Source organism: Rufibacter tibetensis, from assembly GCF_001310085.1.
GTDB lineage: Bacteria > Bacteroidota > Bacteroidia > Cytophagales > Hymenobacteraceae > Nibribacter > Nibribacter tibetensis.
The window spans coordinates 78,038-94,425 of the sequence record NZ_CP012643.1 but is presented as its reverse complement, the minus strand read 5'-3'; the positions used below and the strand labels follow the sequence as shown (position 1 = coordinate 94,425).

At 40.7% G+C, this 16,388-nt stretch carries 16 protein-coding genes; 14 read left to right on the top strand and 2 right to left on the bottom strand.

The annotated features are described in order from the left end of the window. Positions 1-61: 61 nt before the first annotated feature. From DC20_RS00390 to DC20_RS00350, 8 genes are all read left to right on the top strand, one after another. Positions 62-1,726 carry a hypothetical protein gene (locus tag DC20_RS00390; RefSeq protein ID WP_062542020.1) on the top strand — a complete coding sequence of 555 codons (1,665 nt, stop codon included), beginning with the start codon at positions 62-64 and terminating at the stop codon, positions 1,724-1,726. Positions 1,727-1,732: 6 nt separating this feature from the next. Next, a complete protein-coding gene (locus DC20_RS00385; RefSeq protein ID WP_062542019.1) occupies positions 1,733-2,059 on the top strand; it encodes a hypothetical protein in 327 nt (108 codons plus the stop codon). A 131-nt stretch (positions 2,060-2,190) separates the two neighbouring features. After that, positions 2,191-2,736, top strand: a complete 546-nt coding sequence (locus DC20_RS00380) for a hypothetical protein (RefSeq protein ID WP_157592994.1) — start codon at positions 2,191-2,193, stop codon at positions 2,734-2,736. Positions 2,737-3,484: 748 nt separating this feature from the next. Further along, a complete protein-coding gene (locus DC20_RS00370; RefSeq protein WP_062542016.1) occupies positions 3,485-4,777 on the top strand; it encodes a tyrosinase family protein in 1,293 nt (430 codons plus the stop codon). Positions 4,778-4,796: 19 nt separating this feature from the next. Further along, positions 4,797-5,783: a hypothetical protein gene (locus DC20_RS00365; RefSeq protein WP_062542015.1), complete on the top strand. Its 987-nt coding sequence runs from the start codon at positions 4,797-4,799 to the stop codon at positions 5,781-5,783. A 2-nt stretch (positions 5,784-5,785) separates the two neighbouring features. Continuing rightward, complete coding sequence (locus DC20_RS00360; RefSeq protein WP_062542014.1) at positions 5,786-6,637, top strand: thioredoxin domain-containing protein; 852 nt, start codon at positions 5,786-5,788, stop codon at positions 6,635-6,637. Between the two features lie 6 nt (positions 6,638-6,643). Further along, positions 6,644-7,393, top strand: coding sequence for a thioredoxin domain-containing protein (locus DC20_RS00355; RefSeq protein WP_157592992.1), 750 nt, complete (start codon positions 6,644-6,646; stop codon positions 7,391-7,393). A gap of 342 nt (positions 7,394-7,735) precedes the next feature. Next, the gene (locus tag DC20_RS00350; protein ID WP_062542012.1) at positions 7,736-9,112 is read left to right on the top strand and encodes an FAD-binding protein; all 1,377 of its coding nucleotides are present in this window, start codon (positions 7,736-7,738) and stop codon (positions 9,110-9,112) included. Positions 9,113-9,240: 128 nt separating this feature from the next. Here DC20_RS00350 and DC20_RS00345 read toward each other — a convergent pair whose 3' ends face one another. Continuing rightward, the gene (locus DC20_RS00345) at positions 9,241-9,432 is read right to left on the bottom strand and encodes a cold-shock protein (RefSeq protein WP_062542011.1); all 192 of its coding nucleotides are present in this window, start codon (positions 9,430-9,432) and stop codon (positions 9,241-9,243) included. Between the two features lie 337 nt (positions 9,433-9,769). Between DC20_RS00345 and DC20_RS00340 the strand changes: the two genes are divergently transcribed. Further along, on the top strand, positions 9,770-10,168 hold the full coding sequence (locus tag DC20_RS00340) for an NUDIX hydrolase (protein ID WP_062542010.1): 399 nt from the start codon (positions 9,770-9,772) through the stop codon (positions 10,166-10,168). A 209-nt stretch (positions 10,169-10,377) separates the two neighbouring features. Here the strand turns inward: DC20_RS00340 and DC20_RS00335 are convergent, their stop codons facing one another. Beyond that, on the bottom strand, positions 10,378-11,676 hold the full coding sequence (locus DC20_RS00335; protein ID WP_062542009.1) for a DEAD/DEAH box helicase: 1,299 nt from the start codon (positions 11,674-11,676) through the stop codon (positions 10,378-10,380). Positions 11,677-12,145: 469 nt separating this feature from the next. Here DC20_RS00335 and DC20_RS00330 point away from each other — a divergent pair, with 469 nt between their 5' ends. From DC20_RS00330 to DC20_RS00315, 5 genes are all read left to right on the top strand, one after another. Next, complete coding sequence (locus DC20_RS00330) at positions 12,146-12,589, top strand: hypothetical protein (RefSeq protein ID WP_062542008.1); 444 nt, start codon at positions 12,146-12,148, stop codon at positions 12,587-12,589. Positions 12,590-12,594: 5 nt separating this feature from the next. Further along, a complete protein-coding gene (locus DC20_RS00325) occupies positions 12,595-13,680 on the top strand; it encodes a toxic anion resistance protein (protein WP_062542007.1) in 1,086 nt (361 codons plus the stop codon). Continuing rightward, positions 13,680-13,850 (top strand): hypothetical protein, encoded by a 171-nt coding sequence (locus DC20_RS23025; RefSeq protein WP_169788139.1) that lies wholly within the window; start codon positions 13,680-13,682, stop codon positions 13,848-13,850. The genes DC20_RS00325 and DC20_RS23025 overlap by 1 nt, the downstream gene beginning before the upstream one ends. Beyond that, positions 13,847-14,674 (top strand): hypothetical protein, encoded by an 828-nt coding sequence (locus DC20_RS00320; protein WP_062542006.1) that lies wholly within the window; start codon positions 13,847-13,849, stop codon positions 14,672-14,674. The genes DC20_RS23025 and DC20_RS00320 overlap by 4 nt, the downstream gene beginning before the upstream one ends. A 540-nt stretch (positions 14,675-15,214) precedes the next feature. Next, positions 15,215-16,354 (top strand): sensor histidine kinase, encoded by a 1,140-nt coding sequence (locus DC20_RS00315; RefSeq protein WP_169788138.1) that lies wholly within the window; start codon positions 15,215-15,217, stop codon positions 16,352-16,354. The last annotated feature ends 34 nt before the right edge of the window (positions 16,355-16,388 follow it).

Below are 16,388 nucleotides of genomic sequence, written 5' to 3'. Positions count from 1 at the left end.
ATTTTATAAACATAAAATTATTATTTAAACTAAGAATGTATTGTTGTAACCAATTTTTAATATGATAAATCTCTATAAATCGACTTGTTTAATTTTCTGCTTTTGTTTATTTATAAATAAAGCAAATGCTCAAGACTATATCATTAAGAATGTAGAATCAGAAAGGATTGATGATATTTTGGCACTTGAATTATCCATTAGCGGTGATACTAATATAGTGTTTTTTAAAGATTTATCTTATAAAGATAATCGTTTAAAAAAACAAGTATTACGAAATAATTCTAATCTCTCCGCTAAATCTTCCTATGTGAATATTTGGTTACAATTTTTAAATCCTTTAGTATATAAGGTAAATGTAGAAACTAAAGAAGAAGTAGATGAGGATTTAAATAATGCTACTTCTAATTTTATTACTGCTTTGAATGCTACCGGCGCATTATTAGCTGGATTGCCATCTGCTTCAGGTACTAATATCAATACAGCATTTGGTGACATATTAAAAGGGGGAAATCAGATGGTGTTTGTTCATTCCCCTACACAATTAGGGCAGACAGCAACAGAAATAAAGGATTTCAAATCCCTTCAAAATTTGGAGACAATAGAATTGTATCTTTGGTTGAATTCGGATGAGTTAAGCTTGTATTCAAAACCTGAAACTAAAAAGGAATTGTTAAATATTCTGATTAGTGCGGAAGAGGCTTTTATGCAAAATTCATTTGAAACGACAAGCTTAGAAGTTTTTGAAGAAATGAAAGGATTAAAAACTATAGCTTCATTAAAGGATAATTTAAAGGATATAAATGGAAGAATAGTTGAAAAAGAGGTAACTACATCATTAGCATATTTAATATCATCAATGGAGACATCAATTATCGATGTAACCGACAAGATTGATCATCCTGAAGAAATTATTAATGTTGATAGTATCAGCTTTTCGGATCCAAATAACCAAAGGAGCTTTGATAAAAATAAACATGATTTTGCAAGAAATCTAGTTGTTGTCCATTTGCGGGGTCTTCTCAAAAAATATCAAGACATTCTTGCCAAAAGAAAAAAGCAGCAGGAAGAATTGCTGAACTGTTATAAAAAACTAGAGGCCTATCAAAATTCGAACGACTGGGAAGGTGAATACTATCAGCTTATAAAAAGCCTTCCTATCGATAGAAAAAATTTTCAGACTATAAGCCTAAAAATAAATCATTTAACCTTTAATAAAAATAATCCAAGTTTAGTTACAGTAGAAGAAAAATCTGTTATAAATAGAAATTTTTCAGTTAAACGAATACGCAATGTAATTTTGGTAGCATCTACAGGTGGGTTTTATACTGATGTGAATTATAATCAATTTAGTACAGCTAATGATGCTAGTGGAAATGCTACAATTGTTAAAACCAAAGAAGAAAAGGACTATTTTAATTTTGGAGCTGGTTTAAATCTTTTTCCAAATATAAGGAATAGCCATTTTTTGCCTGGTCTTCAGTTTGGCGTTGCAGCAGGCCAAAATTATCCAATGTTCCTTTCGGGTTTATGCTTTAACCTTCCTGATTATAATATTACTTTTTCAATTGGAGGACTGCTTACTTGGAATAGGCAATTATCAGAAAAGAAAGAAGGAGATATTATTACTGGTGGGGATGCTGAATTGCAAAACCTAATTAGGTGGAAATTCGATTCAACTCCTAAGTTATACCTGGGCTTAAACTTTAATATTAACACCAAAAAGTAAAGCTTAATGAAAGTAAATATTGTTTTTATAGCCTTAATCAGTTTGTTTACAGCTTGTGTACCTAGAGAGATAACTGGAACTGATAAAGATCAATATTATGCAGTTAACAATGGAAAGTTAAAAGGGACCTTTAAAATCGGGGCTAATGATTTGATAATATATGCTAATGCTATTGAGTTTGGGGATAAGACAGTATTTGACTTTGAAAGTTCAGGAAAAGAAGGTGGCAAAGTAGTTATTAACTGTAAAAAGATAGTTGGTAAGAAGAACTATGTCATTAAAGGCTTAAAGGCAAATGAAATTGAAGCAAGGTTTAAAATATTCATCAAATAGTAGGTAATTTTCAAAAAAATTTATTCTTAGCCATCTAGTAATTAAAGGAATCCTAGGCTTATAAATTATAATGATTTTTCTTTTTTATTCAAATGCTGTTCATCAATGTAGTTAAGTTATAAATGATCTTTATGAAACCAGAAAATAAATCTCGCTTATCTTTTTTATTATTTGTAATGCTTTTAAGTTGTAATAAATCATCTGTCCAGTCAGAAGAGACAAAGTCAACTTCAGAGATCCATGCCATTGATGGAAACCAGGCATCTGAAATAAGGGATAATATTGATGATTCTGCAAATATCTTAGCTACAAGGGAATGGGATTTGCCCACTGATTTACAAGGTGAATGGAAGCAAGCCAATGAAATTTCATATTCTGATACTATCCGTTTTGATAATGTAAGGGCAGCTGTAATAATAAATTTTACTGTTCTAAGTAAAGATGCGTCAAATTTTATTATGAAAAGTGCAACTGTTAATGCATTTGAACGGGATAAAAGTTATAATCTAACAGCGAGCATTTCTGATCAAATTAATATGGGTTCAAAAACCGCTTTCGATACATATATTACTGTTAATTTACAAGCAACATTGAAACCTGGAAGGCGTTCTTCTAGGAAGCTCGAAGGGAAAATGTTGGCAGTTTACGCTAAAAAGGGGTTTGTTGAGCCTTTATAGTTTTTTTGATTAATAAATAGTAAAGTTAGTTGCTAATTCTTGAAAATATAAATCTAGATCAGTAAGTTGAAAGTAATAGTTGGAATTTGTTCTTATAAATTCCTTTGTTATGTAAGTCGCCAATTATTTTTGTTTGATATTAATTACTTTAAAACCAAAGATTTATACTTTGAGTATATTATGAAGTAAAAAAGAAAATCCCTGAATAAGTAGTTAAATTTGGTAAAATTTGTAACATGTTTTACTCAGGTTTATGTAAGTTGTTTCGATACTTAATAAATTAATTATAATTAGTATTTCTAACTAAGTTTGAAGTTTACATGGATTATGTTACAGATAATTAGTTGTAAAGACACAAAGTGTATTAATTATAAATTTATGAGGGTGGAAACCTATGTTAAATTGTTTTTTGATTTCAGGATTAATTTCACTGTTTAATTTAAACTTATTTGATTTTGGGTCTTCTCTAAAATTGATAATACAGCAAACACCCACTTCTTTTAAAGAAGTGCTTAATCTTTATTTGAAAAGTAATATTATCGTTATCGTGAATAATAAATCTTTAACGAAATGTAAGATTTTTAAAGTTGGAAATGATTATGTTACGGTAAAGCTTTCTTCAGGTAACTATGTTTATTACCCTTTTTGTAGTATTCAAAGTATAGATGGTTTGCCCACTGTGGAGGTGGTCCAAATAATCATCAAATAGGTAAACCTTTATTGTTATGTAATATTAAAATTTATCCAGATGAGCGTTCAAATACTGATAGGCAATTCTGTAAATCCAGATGCGGATTACATAACCTGGACTCCATCCAGATGCACCATTTCATCTACCGATGGACTTAATAAACGCGTGGTTCTCCAAAATGTTAATGCTGCTACGGGTGGTCAGGTTGTTTTTAAACAACATTTAACTGACCCAGTTTCCAATTCAATTGAATTGGAAACTGGCGGTAGCGGAGATCCGGTAAGTTTTTATATAGCCGGAAAGTTTGACCGGAATACCGGAATAGGCCACGCAAGCATCAGAGATAAGGACTGTATTATTGCGGTAATTGATAGGAGCTCGTCCGCGCAAATTGGCAGCAAAGCTTTAATGGTGCGGGTCAGAAAAGATGCAAATACCCTTACCCCATCTGAAAGAGACCGGTATCTTGCGGCCATTGTCCGGTTGACCCAACTTGGCAGATATGTTGATTTTCAAAACATGCATACTGCTCAGGCTGATCCGGAAATTCATAGACGAAGTTCGTTCCTGGTTTGGCATCGGGCATATTTACTAGATTTTGAGCGTAAACTGCAGGAAATAGACCCTAGCGTTACACTACCTTACTGGCGCTTTGATAAACCTGCACCAAATGTGTTTTCTGGAGATTTTGTAGGAGTACCTGATCGTACAGGATTGATAGAATTTAGTAATACCAATCCCTTAATAAATTGGCGGCCAACAATTTTCGGACAAGGAACCGGCAGAATAAGAAGAGTGCCTTTTTTTGATACACGCAATGAAAAGGCAGCAATGGTTCAAAATGATGAAATGGAAACTATTAGCCTTGGAAGTCAATTTAGAATATTTAGAAGAATGGAGGGGGATCCCCATGGCGGAGCCCACCTGAGCTTTGATGGTCCTGTTTCTGAAATTGACAGGGCGCCAGCGGATCCACTATTTTTTATGCTACATGCTAATGTAGACCGGTTATGGGCAAAGTGGCAATGGGTGATGGATGGACAACGATTTGATTTTTCTAGTCAGGATGCTTATCCGCACCAAGGAAATGGGAACACCGGAACTGCCGGGGAATTTGGCATTGGAAATTTTACAGATGATACCATGTGGCCCTGGAATGGAGATTTTATTGCACCAAGGCCCACTACCGGACCCAGAGGAACATTTCCTGATTCACCAATTGTGCAAGTACCTGGTCTAAATCCGGACTTAAAAAGTATGATTGATTATCAGGGGCAACACAACCTTGCTTCGAACTTATGTTTTGCTTACGATGATGTACCATTTGACCACCCAGGCCAGGTTGCTTAGGTTCTAAACGAAAATTATTATGACTGATTATAAAAGTGCATATCGGAAACAATTAGAAGATGCTCAAGCTAGAATGGCCGGATCAACTGAGGTTTTTTTTGATGCCTCCAAATCTCTTCAGGACAGGCTAGAGGCCTTTAAAAACTTCGGAACTTTTAATGAAGAAGAGCACATCCGAAAAGGTATGGAAATTTTACATGATGATACACAACCGGAAGACCTTAGGGCGGCGATATTGGAGGGGTTGATTAATGAAGTAAGCCGTAATGAAAAATTAATGGATGAGGTTATTGTTATTTTAAGGGATGCATCGGCACCGGTAAAATTAAGAAGAGCGGCATTAACTGTTTTACAGGCCAGTAGCTTTAGTTCTTCCATTTTCCCGGTTAAAAGACCAGCTTATCTTAACGCTTTACGGGATTTAATAGATTCAGCTGATCCAATACTAAAGCAATCGGCGATGGAGCATTTGGCAATGAACAATGACTCCTATATACAGTCGCGCCTGGTAGAGGGTTTAAAAGAACCGGATAAGGAAATTACTCCGCCCGAGGTAGCTATACAACTTTTATCTTATGATTTGCATGCGGAGCACTTTCCTATTCTCCGTGAAATTGCTGAAAATCCTCCTAATGTCCGCAGTAAAAAAGAAGCACTACGCAATCTGGCTGCTGATCCGGATTCAAGAGATTTATTATTGCAGAACCTACAGGACCCTACAGTAGACCCCGAAACACGGCATGTTTGTGCAGTAGCCCTGGAAACAGTTTTGCCTGGCGATGCGCAGCCTTATGCCAAAGCAATTATTTTGGATGAGAACGAGGATGAGGAATTGAAAACGGCTATGTTGAATACCCTAACTTATTCTGTTGAAACAAATGCGCTGAATGATTCCGAATTTAAACATAAGCTCGAGAACGCCAAACAGCAAATAGCATCCCCAAATTTTAAAGCTGTTTATTCTCAGTACAAATCGGCTGCTGAACAAATCAAGAAAAATAAGTAGTAATGCCGGTTTTTAAAGATTTGGCCTCAGCTATCAAAAGCTACAACAGCGAAACTCCAGAAGAAGAGTTTGCGGCCTTTGTTGACAGGATACTGCTTGTTCCGGAAAAAAGAGATTTACTTGTAAGATTATTGCCGGAACAACACCCCTTATATAAAAACCGGGGCACAAACCAAGTTATCCGAATGAGAGGATATATTCTGGCCGCTTTTGAACAGGTTGGCCTACCTAAGGATGCCTTAGTTTATGTATTACAGGAGTTGGAAAGTAGCCGTAAAGCCTATAGTGTTGCCGCCGCAGCTAAAGCCCTAAGGGGTATGGAGAACCCAAGTATACAAGTAGTGCCTTTTCTTTTGAAGGCTATCCGAAATATTTGGGGCATGGATGATGGGATTTCTTTTGCATCATATAAACCAAAGGGAGCTTTAAAAGATTATACCACAGCCTTAAATGAAATATTTACTACATTTCAATGGCTTGGGGCCTACGCCAAAGTTGCTATTGCACAACTTGAGCAGTTAAGGGATGGTAAATTAAATCATATTAATTCAGACATAAAACTACAACTCGAAAAAGCTATTTATTGCATTAAGGAGGATAATCGAAATGTAATGGATAGCTGTTGTGATTATAGCTTTTTAAGTAATTCTACCAATTGTTTGAATACCCATACAAGCGAAATAGATGTTTCAGAATTAACTTTAGAGGATCAAAATGGGCAGAAACTTGCCTTTAACAAATTCTTTCATAGAGCCCCAACAATTGTAGCCTTCTTTTACACCCGGTGCGATAACCCAAATAAATGTTCTTTAACAATTACTAGACTAGTGCAACTTCAGGAAGCTTTAGCATAAGAGGACTTGGGTGCAAGTCTGCAAATGGTTGCCATTACTTACGATCCAGCTTATGACTTGCCCTTAAGATTAAATGCGTATGCAGAAATAAGGGGCTTCAAAATAGACGATCAAAATCGTTTTTTTAGGGCAGAGGGAAAAATAAACGAAAGACTTCAGCAGTATTTCAACCTTGGAGTAAATTATGCCGGTTCTATTGTGAATAACCACAGAATAGAGCTATTCTTATTAAATAAAGAAGGCAAAATAGCCCAGTGTTTTACTCACTTACAGTGGAATGAAGCGGAAGTCATAAAAGCTGTTAAAGAACTGCTAAAAAAGTCTAATGTAAATATAAATTTACCTGCCATTACCATTAAAGTTTCTAAGAATGTAATTAATGTTGTTCCGCCCATTGTTATTGCCTTCTTTCCAAAATGTCCTGCTTGTTGGGCGGCTTACCTAAGTGTGTTTGGAATTGCGAGTCTTAAATCCATTCCTTACAGCCCATGGCTACTACCCATATTTGGTATAATAACGGGAGTTAATCTCTACGCTCTTTTTGTGGGTGCGAAAAAGCGCAATGGGTTAGTACCATTCTATATAAGCTTATTAGGTGCCATTTGCTTGTTTATATTAGGTAATCAATTAGGCGTTACAATTGGTTCTTACCTTGGGGTTGTTTTTTTATTTTTTGGTTCATCGTTAAATAGCCTTCCTTTTAGAACATATTTCATTTTAAAGCAAAGAATTTTGCGTTTTTTAAGCTTTATGTAAAATGTTAGTTTACCAATTTGATTTTTGCTTGTTGGTTCTAATAAAGTTCTCAATAAGCATCTGCTATGTAAAAATCTTTTCAGTCTATCTTCAGAACTTAATTTACCTCACTAGTAGGTACACCATCCTAAATAACGGTACCAATCGCCACCACCTTATATGGGTTCACTTTCTTAGATAGCTACTTGCTAATGTAATTTATTTACTACCTCTTGAATTCTTAAGATTTGGGTAGAACCATCCATCCAAATTACTCCTTATCCTCAAGTTCCCTTACGAATGGGTACGATGTTTAGGAATGATACAGCTCTTTGTCTATATTGACTTATCAATAAGTTGTCCATGGTTAAAAGAGCATTAATTTCATTCTCTCTCGCTGTTGCAGGTGGTGTATTCTTGTCAAGGTTTTTCTCAGCTCACTGGAAAAAGGGGAAAGTTTCCTTCTCTCAGCCGAAGAGTTTTACTAATTGGGCTGGTAATCTTACTTACAGTGCCGAGAAGGTGCATTTCCCTAAATCTACCGGTAAGATACAAATCTTGGTAAATAATGGCGGAAACCAACGAGCCTTAGGATCTAGGCATTCCTTCAACACAATCGCTGACAGTAGGGACACTCTTATTTCGCTTCAGAGTTTGAACGAAATTGTTTCACTGGACAAAGAAGCCTTTAAAATCACCGTAGAAGCAGGGATGCGGTATGGAGAATTAGCCGAAGTTCTGCAGCAACATGGCTATGCAGTTCCTAACATGGCTTCCTTACCGCACATTACAGTAGTTGGAGCCTGTTCCACAGCCACCCACGGCTCTGGAATACAAAACGGCAATCTTGCTACTTCTGTCTCTGCGATTGAATTTGTAAATGCTGCGGGTGAACAGGTAACTATGTCCCGGCAGAAGGATGGAGAATTGTTCAACGGAGCAGTAGTAGCGCTTGGAGGCTTGGGAGTAGTAACTAAGATTACCCTTGATCTGGTGCCCTCCTTCAAAATGACGCAAGTGGTGTACCGCAATCTACCCATGCGCGCATTGCAAGATCATTTTGTAGAAATCATGTCTAAAGGGTATAGCGTGAGCCTGTTTACCCATTGGGAAAACCAAAACATTAACCAGGTTTGGGTAAAGAGTAAAGTAGAGGAGGATGTGCCGGCCATTATTGAACCTGAGGTGTTTGGAGCAAAACTGGCTACTCAAAAGTTGCACCCTATTGAGAGTGAATCTGCGGAGAATACGACTGAGCAATTGGGAGAAGTTGGTGAGTGGTACGAGCGTTTGCCGCACTTTAAAATGGGGTTCAAACCGAGTGCAGGGGCAGAGTTGCAGAGTGAATATTTTGTGGCCATTGAGCATGCTTATGAAGCCATTATGGCAATTGAATCACTGCACGAGAAGATCTCACCGCATCTCTTTGTGTCAGAAATCAGAACCATTAAGGCAGATGAGTTGTGGCTAAGTCCACAATACAAGCAAACTACTGTGGCCTTTCACTTTACTTGGAAACAGGATGAGGAAGTGGTGATGCAACTGCTGCCTCTCATTGAGGAGAAGCTAGCTCCTTTCAATGCGCGGCCGCACTGGGGAAAACTGTTTACCATGGAGCCCAAGGTGTTGCAGGCGCAGTATGAGAGAATGGAGGATTTCAGGCAATTGCTTCTTCATCATGACCTGGAAGGGAAGTTCCGGAATGAGTTTATGGAGAAGTATGTGTTTGGTGTTTCCTGACTTAGTTTTTTTAGATATCTCTAACCAGCTTTCTGAAAACAGAACTAAAAACGTCCTCACATTAGAGCATAAAAAAAGCCTCTCCCAATCGGAGAGGCTTTTTTGTACTATGTCTTTATGTCTAAAGACTAAGCGCGTTTTACGTTGATGGCGTTTAGTCCTTTTCTTCCTTCTTGAAGATCATAGACTACCTCGTCGTTTTCTCTGATTTCATCTACCAAGCCAGATACGTGTACGAAGTACTCCTGATTTGAATTGTTGTCTTTGATAAAACCGAACCCTTTAGAGTCGTTGAAGAATTTTACTGTTCCTTGATTCATGATATTGTTTATTATACATCTACTACCCTCAAAGGTAGACATTAGTTCAAGGTTACCTAGAAAAAGTAAAATTTTATTTTTGATAAGTGAAATAATACCTTTTGGGAAGGTACCTCTTCTTAGGCGTTCTCTCCAATATGCGGGTCTATTACTTTCCCGTAGGTAAAAGCAAATACAGGTTTATCTTTTAGGGTAATTTCACAAAAGCAGGTTCAAATCCGCTTTTCTTTGTTCAGGTGGCAAGAGAAGAGCACCTTCTGAAAAAGTACTTCCCCCATGAGAAAACATTAGGGTAGTTTGTGTATATTCATCCTAAAGCTTACCAAAATTTTCTTCCATGAAAACCATAGATAAACTAGCCTGGATTGAAATCCATGATGGGCGAATATTGAGTACGCGTAGTGTGGGCCGTACGAAGTACTATATTCCGGGTGGAAAGCGGGAGGCAGATGAAAATGACTTTGCGGCCTTGTCCAGGGAGATCAAGGAGGAGCTGGAAGTAGATTTGGTAGAAGAGACGGTAAATTACTTCGGGACGTTTCAGGCCCAAGCCGATAGTCATCCAGAAGGAGTGGAGGTGAAAATGACGTGTTATACCGGAGCGTACAAGGGCAACATCCAACCCGCAAACGAGATAGAAGAAGTAGTATGGCTAGGCTATTCTGACCGGGATAAAGTTTCGCCGGTGGACCAAATTATATTTGACTGGTTGAAGGAAGAGAAGTTGCTAAAGTAGGTTCTTTCTTTTTAGTGAAACGTTTTTATGTTCCTTTTGAAAAAGGGGGATGGAAATAGGATCTGTTGACAGAGTCTGTACTTTGAATTTCCAAAGATTTACTGAGTCCCGAAGTGTTATAAATAGGTCCATAGACCTGATACAAAACTGCCCTTCGCTATGGTTTTAGTAGACCAAAGTGAAGGGCAGTTTTGTACATAATGGGGGCTTTAAGAGGCCTGTTCAATCTTCACTTTCTTCCCTTTCAGCTTTTCATTTTGTAGGAGCTGAACTGCTTTTTCAAGCTTCTTTTTAGAAACGGCCACGAAAGCGGCGTTGTCCAGCAGTTCTATCCGGCCCAGCTCAGATTTGTCTAAGCCACCTTTTTGCAGCATCCAGCCTACAATATCTACTTTGTTGACCTTGTCTTTTTTGCCGGCGCTAATGTAAATGGTTTCCCAGGGTGAAGGAGGAGGCAAGACCGCTTTGGCTGGCAAGTTCTCCAAGGGCGGGATCTTGGGAAGGTAAGGCGGCTTTTCACCGGGTTGTAGGAGCAGGTAACTGGTGCCTTTTGCGTTCATGCGGGCGGTGCGGCCATTGCGGTGCGTGAAATTTTCTTGATCAGGCACCTGGAAATGGATAACAAATTCCACCTCGGGAATGTCCAGGCCCCGGGCAGCTAGATCAGTACTTACTAAGGTGCGGTAGGTGCCGTTCCGGAACTTCATGAGGGTGCGTTCCCGGTCTGGTTGCTCTAGGCCTCCGTGGAAGATGCCATGAGGAAGGCCTTTGTCGCGCAGGAAATCACTTACTGCTTCCACCGTGTCGCGTTGGTTGCAGAAAACCATACTGGAAGCGGTTCCAATTGAGCATAACACACCCATAAGAGCCGACATCTTGTTTCCTTTCTGTACCTCTACGGCCTTCACCTGCAAATCCGGGGCATTATTTGCCTCCTGCAGGAAGTTCACAGTGATGGGGTTCTTAAGTTTGGTAAAGGAAGGAACCTGCGGCATAGCTGTGGCTGAAACTAAAAGGCGTTTGTCTACCTCTCTGAGTTGTCCAATGATGTAGGCCATGTCTTCCTGAAATCCATACTCCAAAGATTTGTCAAACTCATCCAGGACCAGGGTTTTGATGGCCGCGGTGGAGAAGTTTTCTTCCCGTAGGTGATAGGCAATCCGGCCGGGAGTACCCACTAGCAGAGCTGGTGGATTGGTCAGGCTGCGTTTCTCTGGGTTGGTGGCATGTCCGCCGTAGAGACTGTCTACCCTGAAGCCGGTGGCCATGCTTCTGAAGACCTGCTCAATTTGCATGGCAAGCTCTCTGGAGGGAGCCAAAATGAGTGCCTGCACTTCCTGAACCTCGGGCTTCAGCCGAGGCAACACCGACAACAAATACCCCAAGGTTTTCCCAGACCCCGTAGGCGATAACAAGATGACATCGCTTTTCTGAGCGGCCGCCAGCGTCTGTTCCTGCATCTCGTTCAGGCTGGCAATCTTTAGGGTGTTTAGGATATTCTGGATCATCTTGATTGGGTGGTATTCGGCAAAGATAGGTATTTAAAAAGTTAGCCTTCCCAGCCCGAGAGAAAGGGTAAAACAAATACGGAGCAAAGGCAATGTAGGTGTTGAAGGACATCCTTTAGCTGCAAAAGCTAACCCAATTCCCTCTTCCAAAACTCAACCTGATTACACCCAATGCTAGTGCTTCTTTTTATGGAAGTCAGTGAAATATGAACCAGTTGTTTACCTTGTGCCTAGGTCAACGCAGAGTACATAGCATTGCTACTAAAAATAGAGAAAGAATTAGTAAGTATTAGGGACGTTTTGCGACAGATATAGCAAAAACAGGTGATAAACGATGGGCTTGGTAGGTGCTGTGTTTTTGAGTATCAAAAACTTTGAGTGACCCGGATTGAAGAACCTTGGCATTTTGATTTGAGCGTGCGTATAGAATGGAGCAGTTTCTGCGTTTTTAGAAAAAACAACCACAACTATGGCATTCGTATTCGCATTTATATTGGCCGCGTTCTTAGGATATATTTATGGCCACCGCATCAGACCCAACTTAAAGTTGCAGAAAGCCTTGCGGGACTTCCAGAGCAGGGCCGCTGCCATTCTGGAGGACGAGAAGAAAGGGGTTTATAAAACCATTGTCACCGACAACCAGAAGTCGTCTGAGTTGGTGGTAGAGGTGAAAGAACTGGCGGTAACGCAGGGTGGGCAGGTGAAAGTGGAATACCTGAGCGCATACTACAAGAACCCGGTTTTTAGGACCAGAAAGAAAGCTGAAATGCTGCAGGAGGTGTATGACTTGTTAGGGGAGTACCTGCCCAAAAATGAAATAGAATGGTATGAGGTCAACGGCCGCCATGCTAACCTCAAAGAGTTTGTAAAAGAGTTAGACACCGAACAGAAACCCCACATCGGAATAAACTAAGCACTATGGAAAATAAGGAAATTACCCTGTCAGAAAACAAAGAGTTGGTTCAGCAGAAAGCCCTGGAAATCTCTAAGACCATAGATCCCACCAAGCCGGAAAGCCTCAGCTCCTTTGGGGTAGAGACGCAGCGTAAACTGGGGTATTATTCCAATGAACTCCTCACCAAGGTCAAAGCCAAAGACTCAGGTGACGCCGGTGCCGCCATAAACGAGTTACTGACCCAAATCAACATGATCAAGGTAGACGAAACCGAGAAACCGGGTTTCTTCTCGCGCCTGCCGTTTGTGGGTAAGATCAAGAACAAGACCCAGCAGCTGGCCAGCCAGTACAACTCGGTGTCTGAGAACGTAGATGATGTGGTGGTGAAACTTGAGAAAACCCGCCAAAGCGTTCTGAAAGATACTACCGGGCTGGAGGTGATGTTCAAGCAGGTAGTGGAGTACATCCATGAGGTGCGCTCTCTGATTGCCGCCGGCAAAATGAAGATTGATGAGATCGAGAACCAGCTTATACCACAATTGCAGTCTGAGGTGGAAAGCAGCGGACAGGATGAACTGGTAGTGCAGCGGCTCGCCGATATGGTGGCGTTTAAGGACCGTTTAGAGAAAAAGGTGCATGATTTCACCTTGTCGCATACCATTGCCACGCAGTCTATGCCGCAGATCAGGATGATCCAGACTACCAATGATGTGCTGGCCCAGAAAATCCAGAACTCCATTGTGACCGTAATTCCGGTGTGGCGCCAGCAAGTGGCCATTGCCCTGGGACTGGAGAAACAGCGGAAAGCCCTGGAAATCCAGAAAAAGGTCACTGATACCACCAATGAGATGCTCTTAAAAAATTCACAGTTGCTCAAAACTAACGTGGTGACCGCCGCGCAGGAAAACGAGCGGGGCATTGTAGACGTGGACACCCTCAAAAAGGTAAACAAAGACATGGTGGAAACCCTGGATGCCGTGATCAAGATCTCAGAAGAAGGCAGCCGTAAACGGGCCGAAGCCGTAAAAGAGCTCGCGCTGGTGCAGGAAGAACTCAACAGCAAAATCCTGGGCACCTTAAGCAAGTCCAAGAAAATTGAAATAGAATAATGGCTGAAGAAGTATCAAAAGCTCTGAACGGGATCCTGACACAAGAGCAGGACGCCCTTTTAGACTTGTACCTAAACAACCTGGACAATTTCTTCGAAAACCAGAAAAAAGCCGAAAAGTTGAAGGTTGAAATTGAAACGCTCCACCTTAAAAAGATACTCTCTGAATGATGGATTTCATGCGCTCTTTGTTTGGAGTGAAAAAGAAGGGCAGAAGGGTAGTGGTGGGTGCCACAGGAGATTTAGGTATTGAAGAGATTGGCTACATAGCTGAATCTAACCGCCGACTTGCCCTTTTGCAGGAACTAAGTCACCGGTACAAAGGCACCCCGCAGGCGTCTAAAATGAAAGCGGTTTTAGAGAAGACCAGAAACATTCATTCGTATCTAGTATCCAGAAAGAAGGCGCACGAGCTGGAGATGTTCCACCTGAAGAACACAGACCATTTCATTACCACTTTCACTACCATTCTTGACGTTCACCAGAAACATTACCTGCTCACCCACGGAGCCTCTGAGGCAAGTTCTTCTATGGAAACGTCCGTGCAGAAGATTAAGGCTGAAAAACTAAAGCGTCTTGAAAAAATTGCCAACCTGCCAGATTTGATAAAACCGATTGAGAATTCGGTCAGGTTCTACTATGCAGACGAAGCCAAGACGGCGGTTCCGCGCCTTTATTTGCCAGAAATCTCCATCAATACCGTAGAGAAAGTTATCTATTACGCAGAGGGGAAGTCAGATGAATTGGTGCCTAGAGAGGTAGGGTTCACCTCATCTAAAGACCAGAAAGAAGCTTTTTTGAATCATCTTACTAACCGTACTGGGCTTCAAGACACTTCTTACGTGGGCAATGCCTTGGTGACCATCCCTAATAACAACGGCATCCAACCCACTGGTGTGGTGCCTGTCATTCATTGGGAAGGGTGTCTGTATGCTATTAACCTGAATGACTATCGTCTGTTTCCGGTAAAAATTTTCAGAAACGGATCAAAGTAGAGGGTTATATTCTTCAGTATACCTGAGAAGTCGAAAATAGGAAAGTTTCATCTTGTAAAACTTAACCGTCTGTTCACAAAGGAAAGCGGCTCCATTTTGACTTCAATGTGACAGCAGATATCAACCTTGGCGATGTGCTTGCTTTCAATTAACTTGCATAAAATTCTTCTTTTAAGCCTATTTCCAAACCTGGTGTAGTAAGAAGAAGCGCAAAGAAGAATGGATTTCAGGCAATACTTCAGGAAACATTTCCTCCTTTCTCAAACAGACAAATCAATTCTTCAGACCGAAGTTAATCAGATCAACCTTCAGCGGATCTCTTTTACCTCTTTATTGATTTTACCTGTTAGTGCTGCCCACGTCTTGTTATTCTATCTTCAGTTAAAGGAGGGAAGTGCTACCGAGTACCTTTGGAAAAAGGGAATTATTTATGCTCATGCTTCCTTCTTAATCCTCAACGCCTGTATTGCTGGTCTTACCTTTTGGATAAAAAAGAATCCAGTTAGGAAGAATAAAGTAACCCAGGCACTTGGGACTGTCATGTTTCTGATTGTTCCGGTTTTCGGGGCTATTTTGGCCTCCATTGACCAATTGGTTAACGCCTCCATCAATGCCTTCCTGGTTTCGTGCATTGCGCCGGCTTTGGTCTTGCAGGTAAGGCCTTTGAAGACGCTTTTCCTGTTCCTGATCTCTTATGCCATCTTTTACCTGGGGCTTAGTTATACCCAACCCAATGAAGCGCTGTTGTTGACCATGCAGGTCAATGGAATTTCAGCGGCCACCCTTGGGTGGGGACTCAGTTGGGTGCTTTGGCGCAGCAACATGCTTAATTATAGGCAAGACAGGCAAATTGAAGCCCAGAAAACAGAACTGGAAAAAAGCAACCAAAGCTTACGCCAGTCCTCGCAGCGGTTGGCTGAGGCTAATTCTGCCAAGGATAAGCTTTTTGCTATTGTGTCTCATGACTTGCGCGGCCCCCTTCAGTCTACCGTTCAGCTCTCAAAAATGATGGCCGACAGTAGCCTTGTTCTTTCAGAGGAAAAGAGCAGGCATTTATCACAGTTGCTGCACAAAAGCCTGCAGAATACCTCTAAGCTGATGGAGAACCTGCTGCTGTGGGCCAGAAGCCAAACTGAGCAGATTCCTTTTCAGCCAGTTTCTGTAAACCTGCGGCTACAAGTGCAGGAGAGTATTGACTTTTTGCAGGGCATGGCAAGCAGCAAGAACATTACCATTCAGAACCAGGTTGCCGCTCACTTGTTTGCCTGGGCAGACAAAGAATTGTTAGGCACCATCTTCAGGAATCTGTTCACTAATGCCATAAAGTTCACCAAGCAGGAAGGAGCGGTGGCTATTGAGGCCCACTCTTTACCTGCACCAGAAAATGAAACGCCTTTCCTGCAAATCAAGGTGCGTGATAACGGGGTAGGAATCTCTGAGAAAGCCATCAACCACTTGTTCGACATCGGGCTAAAAACATCCTCTTTGGGTACTGATAATGAAGCAGGATCTGGCCTTGGGTTAGTTCTTTGCAAAGAGTTTGTAGAGAAACATGGGGGACAGATGAGTGTAGAGAGTGAAAAAGGAAAAGGCACTTGCTTCTCCTTTACATTGCCTCAACAGCAGGAGAATCACCTGATTGCTTCAACAAACAAAGAGGGAATTAAGGAAGAAGCATGAGGAGGTAAACTCCAGCCAATCTTGCTTAAAAGCA

Excerpts from the sequence above, each read along its gene's own strand:
- DC20_RS00390 (WP_062542020.1), top strand. The coding sequence starts at position 62 with ATGATAAATCTCTATAAATCGACTTGTTTAATTTTCTGCTTTTGTTTA.
- DC20_RS00385 (WP_062542019.1), top strand. The coding sequence starts at position 1,733 with ATGAAAGTAAATATTGTTTTTATAGCCTTAATCAGTTTGTTTACAGCT.
- DC20_RS00380 (WP_157592994.1), top strand. The coding sequence starts at position 2,191 with ATGAAACCAGAAAATAAATCTCGCTTATCTTTTTTATTATTTGTAATG.
- DC20_RS00370 (WP_062542016.1), top strand. The coding sequence starts at position 3,485 with ATGAGCGTTCAAATACTGATAGGCAATTCTGTAAATCCAGATGCGGAT.
- DC20_RS00365 (WP_062542015.1), top strand. The coding sequence starts at position 4,797 with ATGACTGATTATAAAAGTGCATATCGGAAACAATTAGAAGATGCTCAA.
- DC20_RS00360 (WP_062542014.1), top strand. The coding sequence starts at position 5,786 with ATGCCGGTTTTTAAAGATTTGGCCTCAGCTATCAAAAGCTACAACAGC.
- DC20_RS00350 (WP_062542012.1), top strand. The coding sequence starts at position 7,736 with ATGGTTAAAAGAGCATTAATTTCATTCTCTCTCGCTGTTGCAGGTGGT.
- DC20_RS00345 (WP_062542011.1), bottom strand. The coding sequence starts at position 9,432 with ATGAATCAAGGAACAGTAAAATTCTTCAACGACTCTAAAGGGTTCGGT.
- DC20_RS00340 (WP_062542010.1), top strand. The coding sequence starts at position 9,770 with ATGAAAACCATAGATAAACTAGCCTGGATTGAAATCCATGATGGGCGA.
- DC20_RS00335 (WP_062542009.1), bottom strand. The coding sequence starts at position 11,676 with ATGATCCAGAATATCCTAAACACCCTAAAGATTGCCAGCCTGAACGAG.
- DC20_RS00330 (WP_062542008.1), top strand. The coding sequence starts at position 12,146 with ATGGCATTCGTATTCGCATTTATATTGGCCGCGTTCTTAGGATATATT.
- DC20_RS00325 (WP_062542007.1), top strand. The coding sequence starts at position 12,595 with ATGGAAAATAAGGAAATTACCCTGTCAGAAAACAAAGAGTTGGTTCAG.
- DC20_RS23025 (WP_169788139.1), top strand. The coding sequence starts at position 13,680 with ATGGCTGAAGAAGTATCAAAAGCTCTGAACGGGATCCTGACACAAGAG.
- DC20_RS00320 (WP_062542006.1), top strand. The coding sequence starts at position 13,847 with ATGATGGATTTCATGCGCTCTTTGTTTGGAGTGAAAAAGAAGGGCAGA.
- DC20_RS00315 (WP_169788138.1), top strand. The coding sequence starts at position 15,215 with ATGTTTCTGATTGTTCCGGTTTTCGGGGCTATTTTGGCCTCCATTGAC.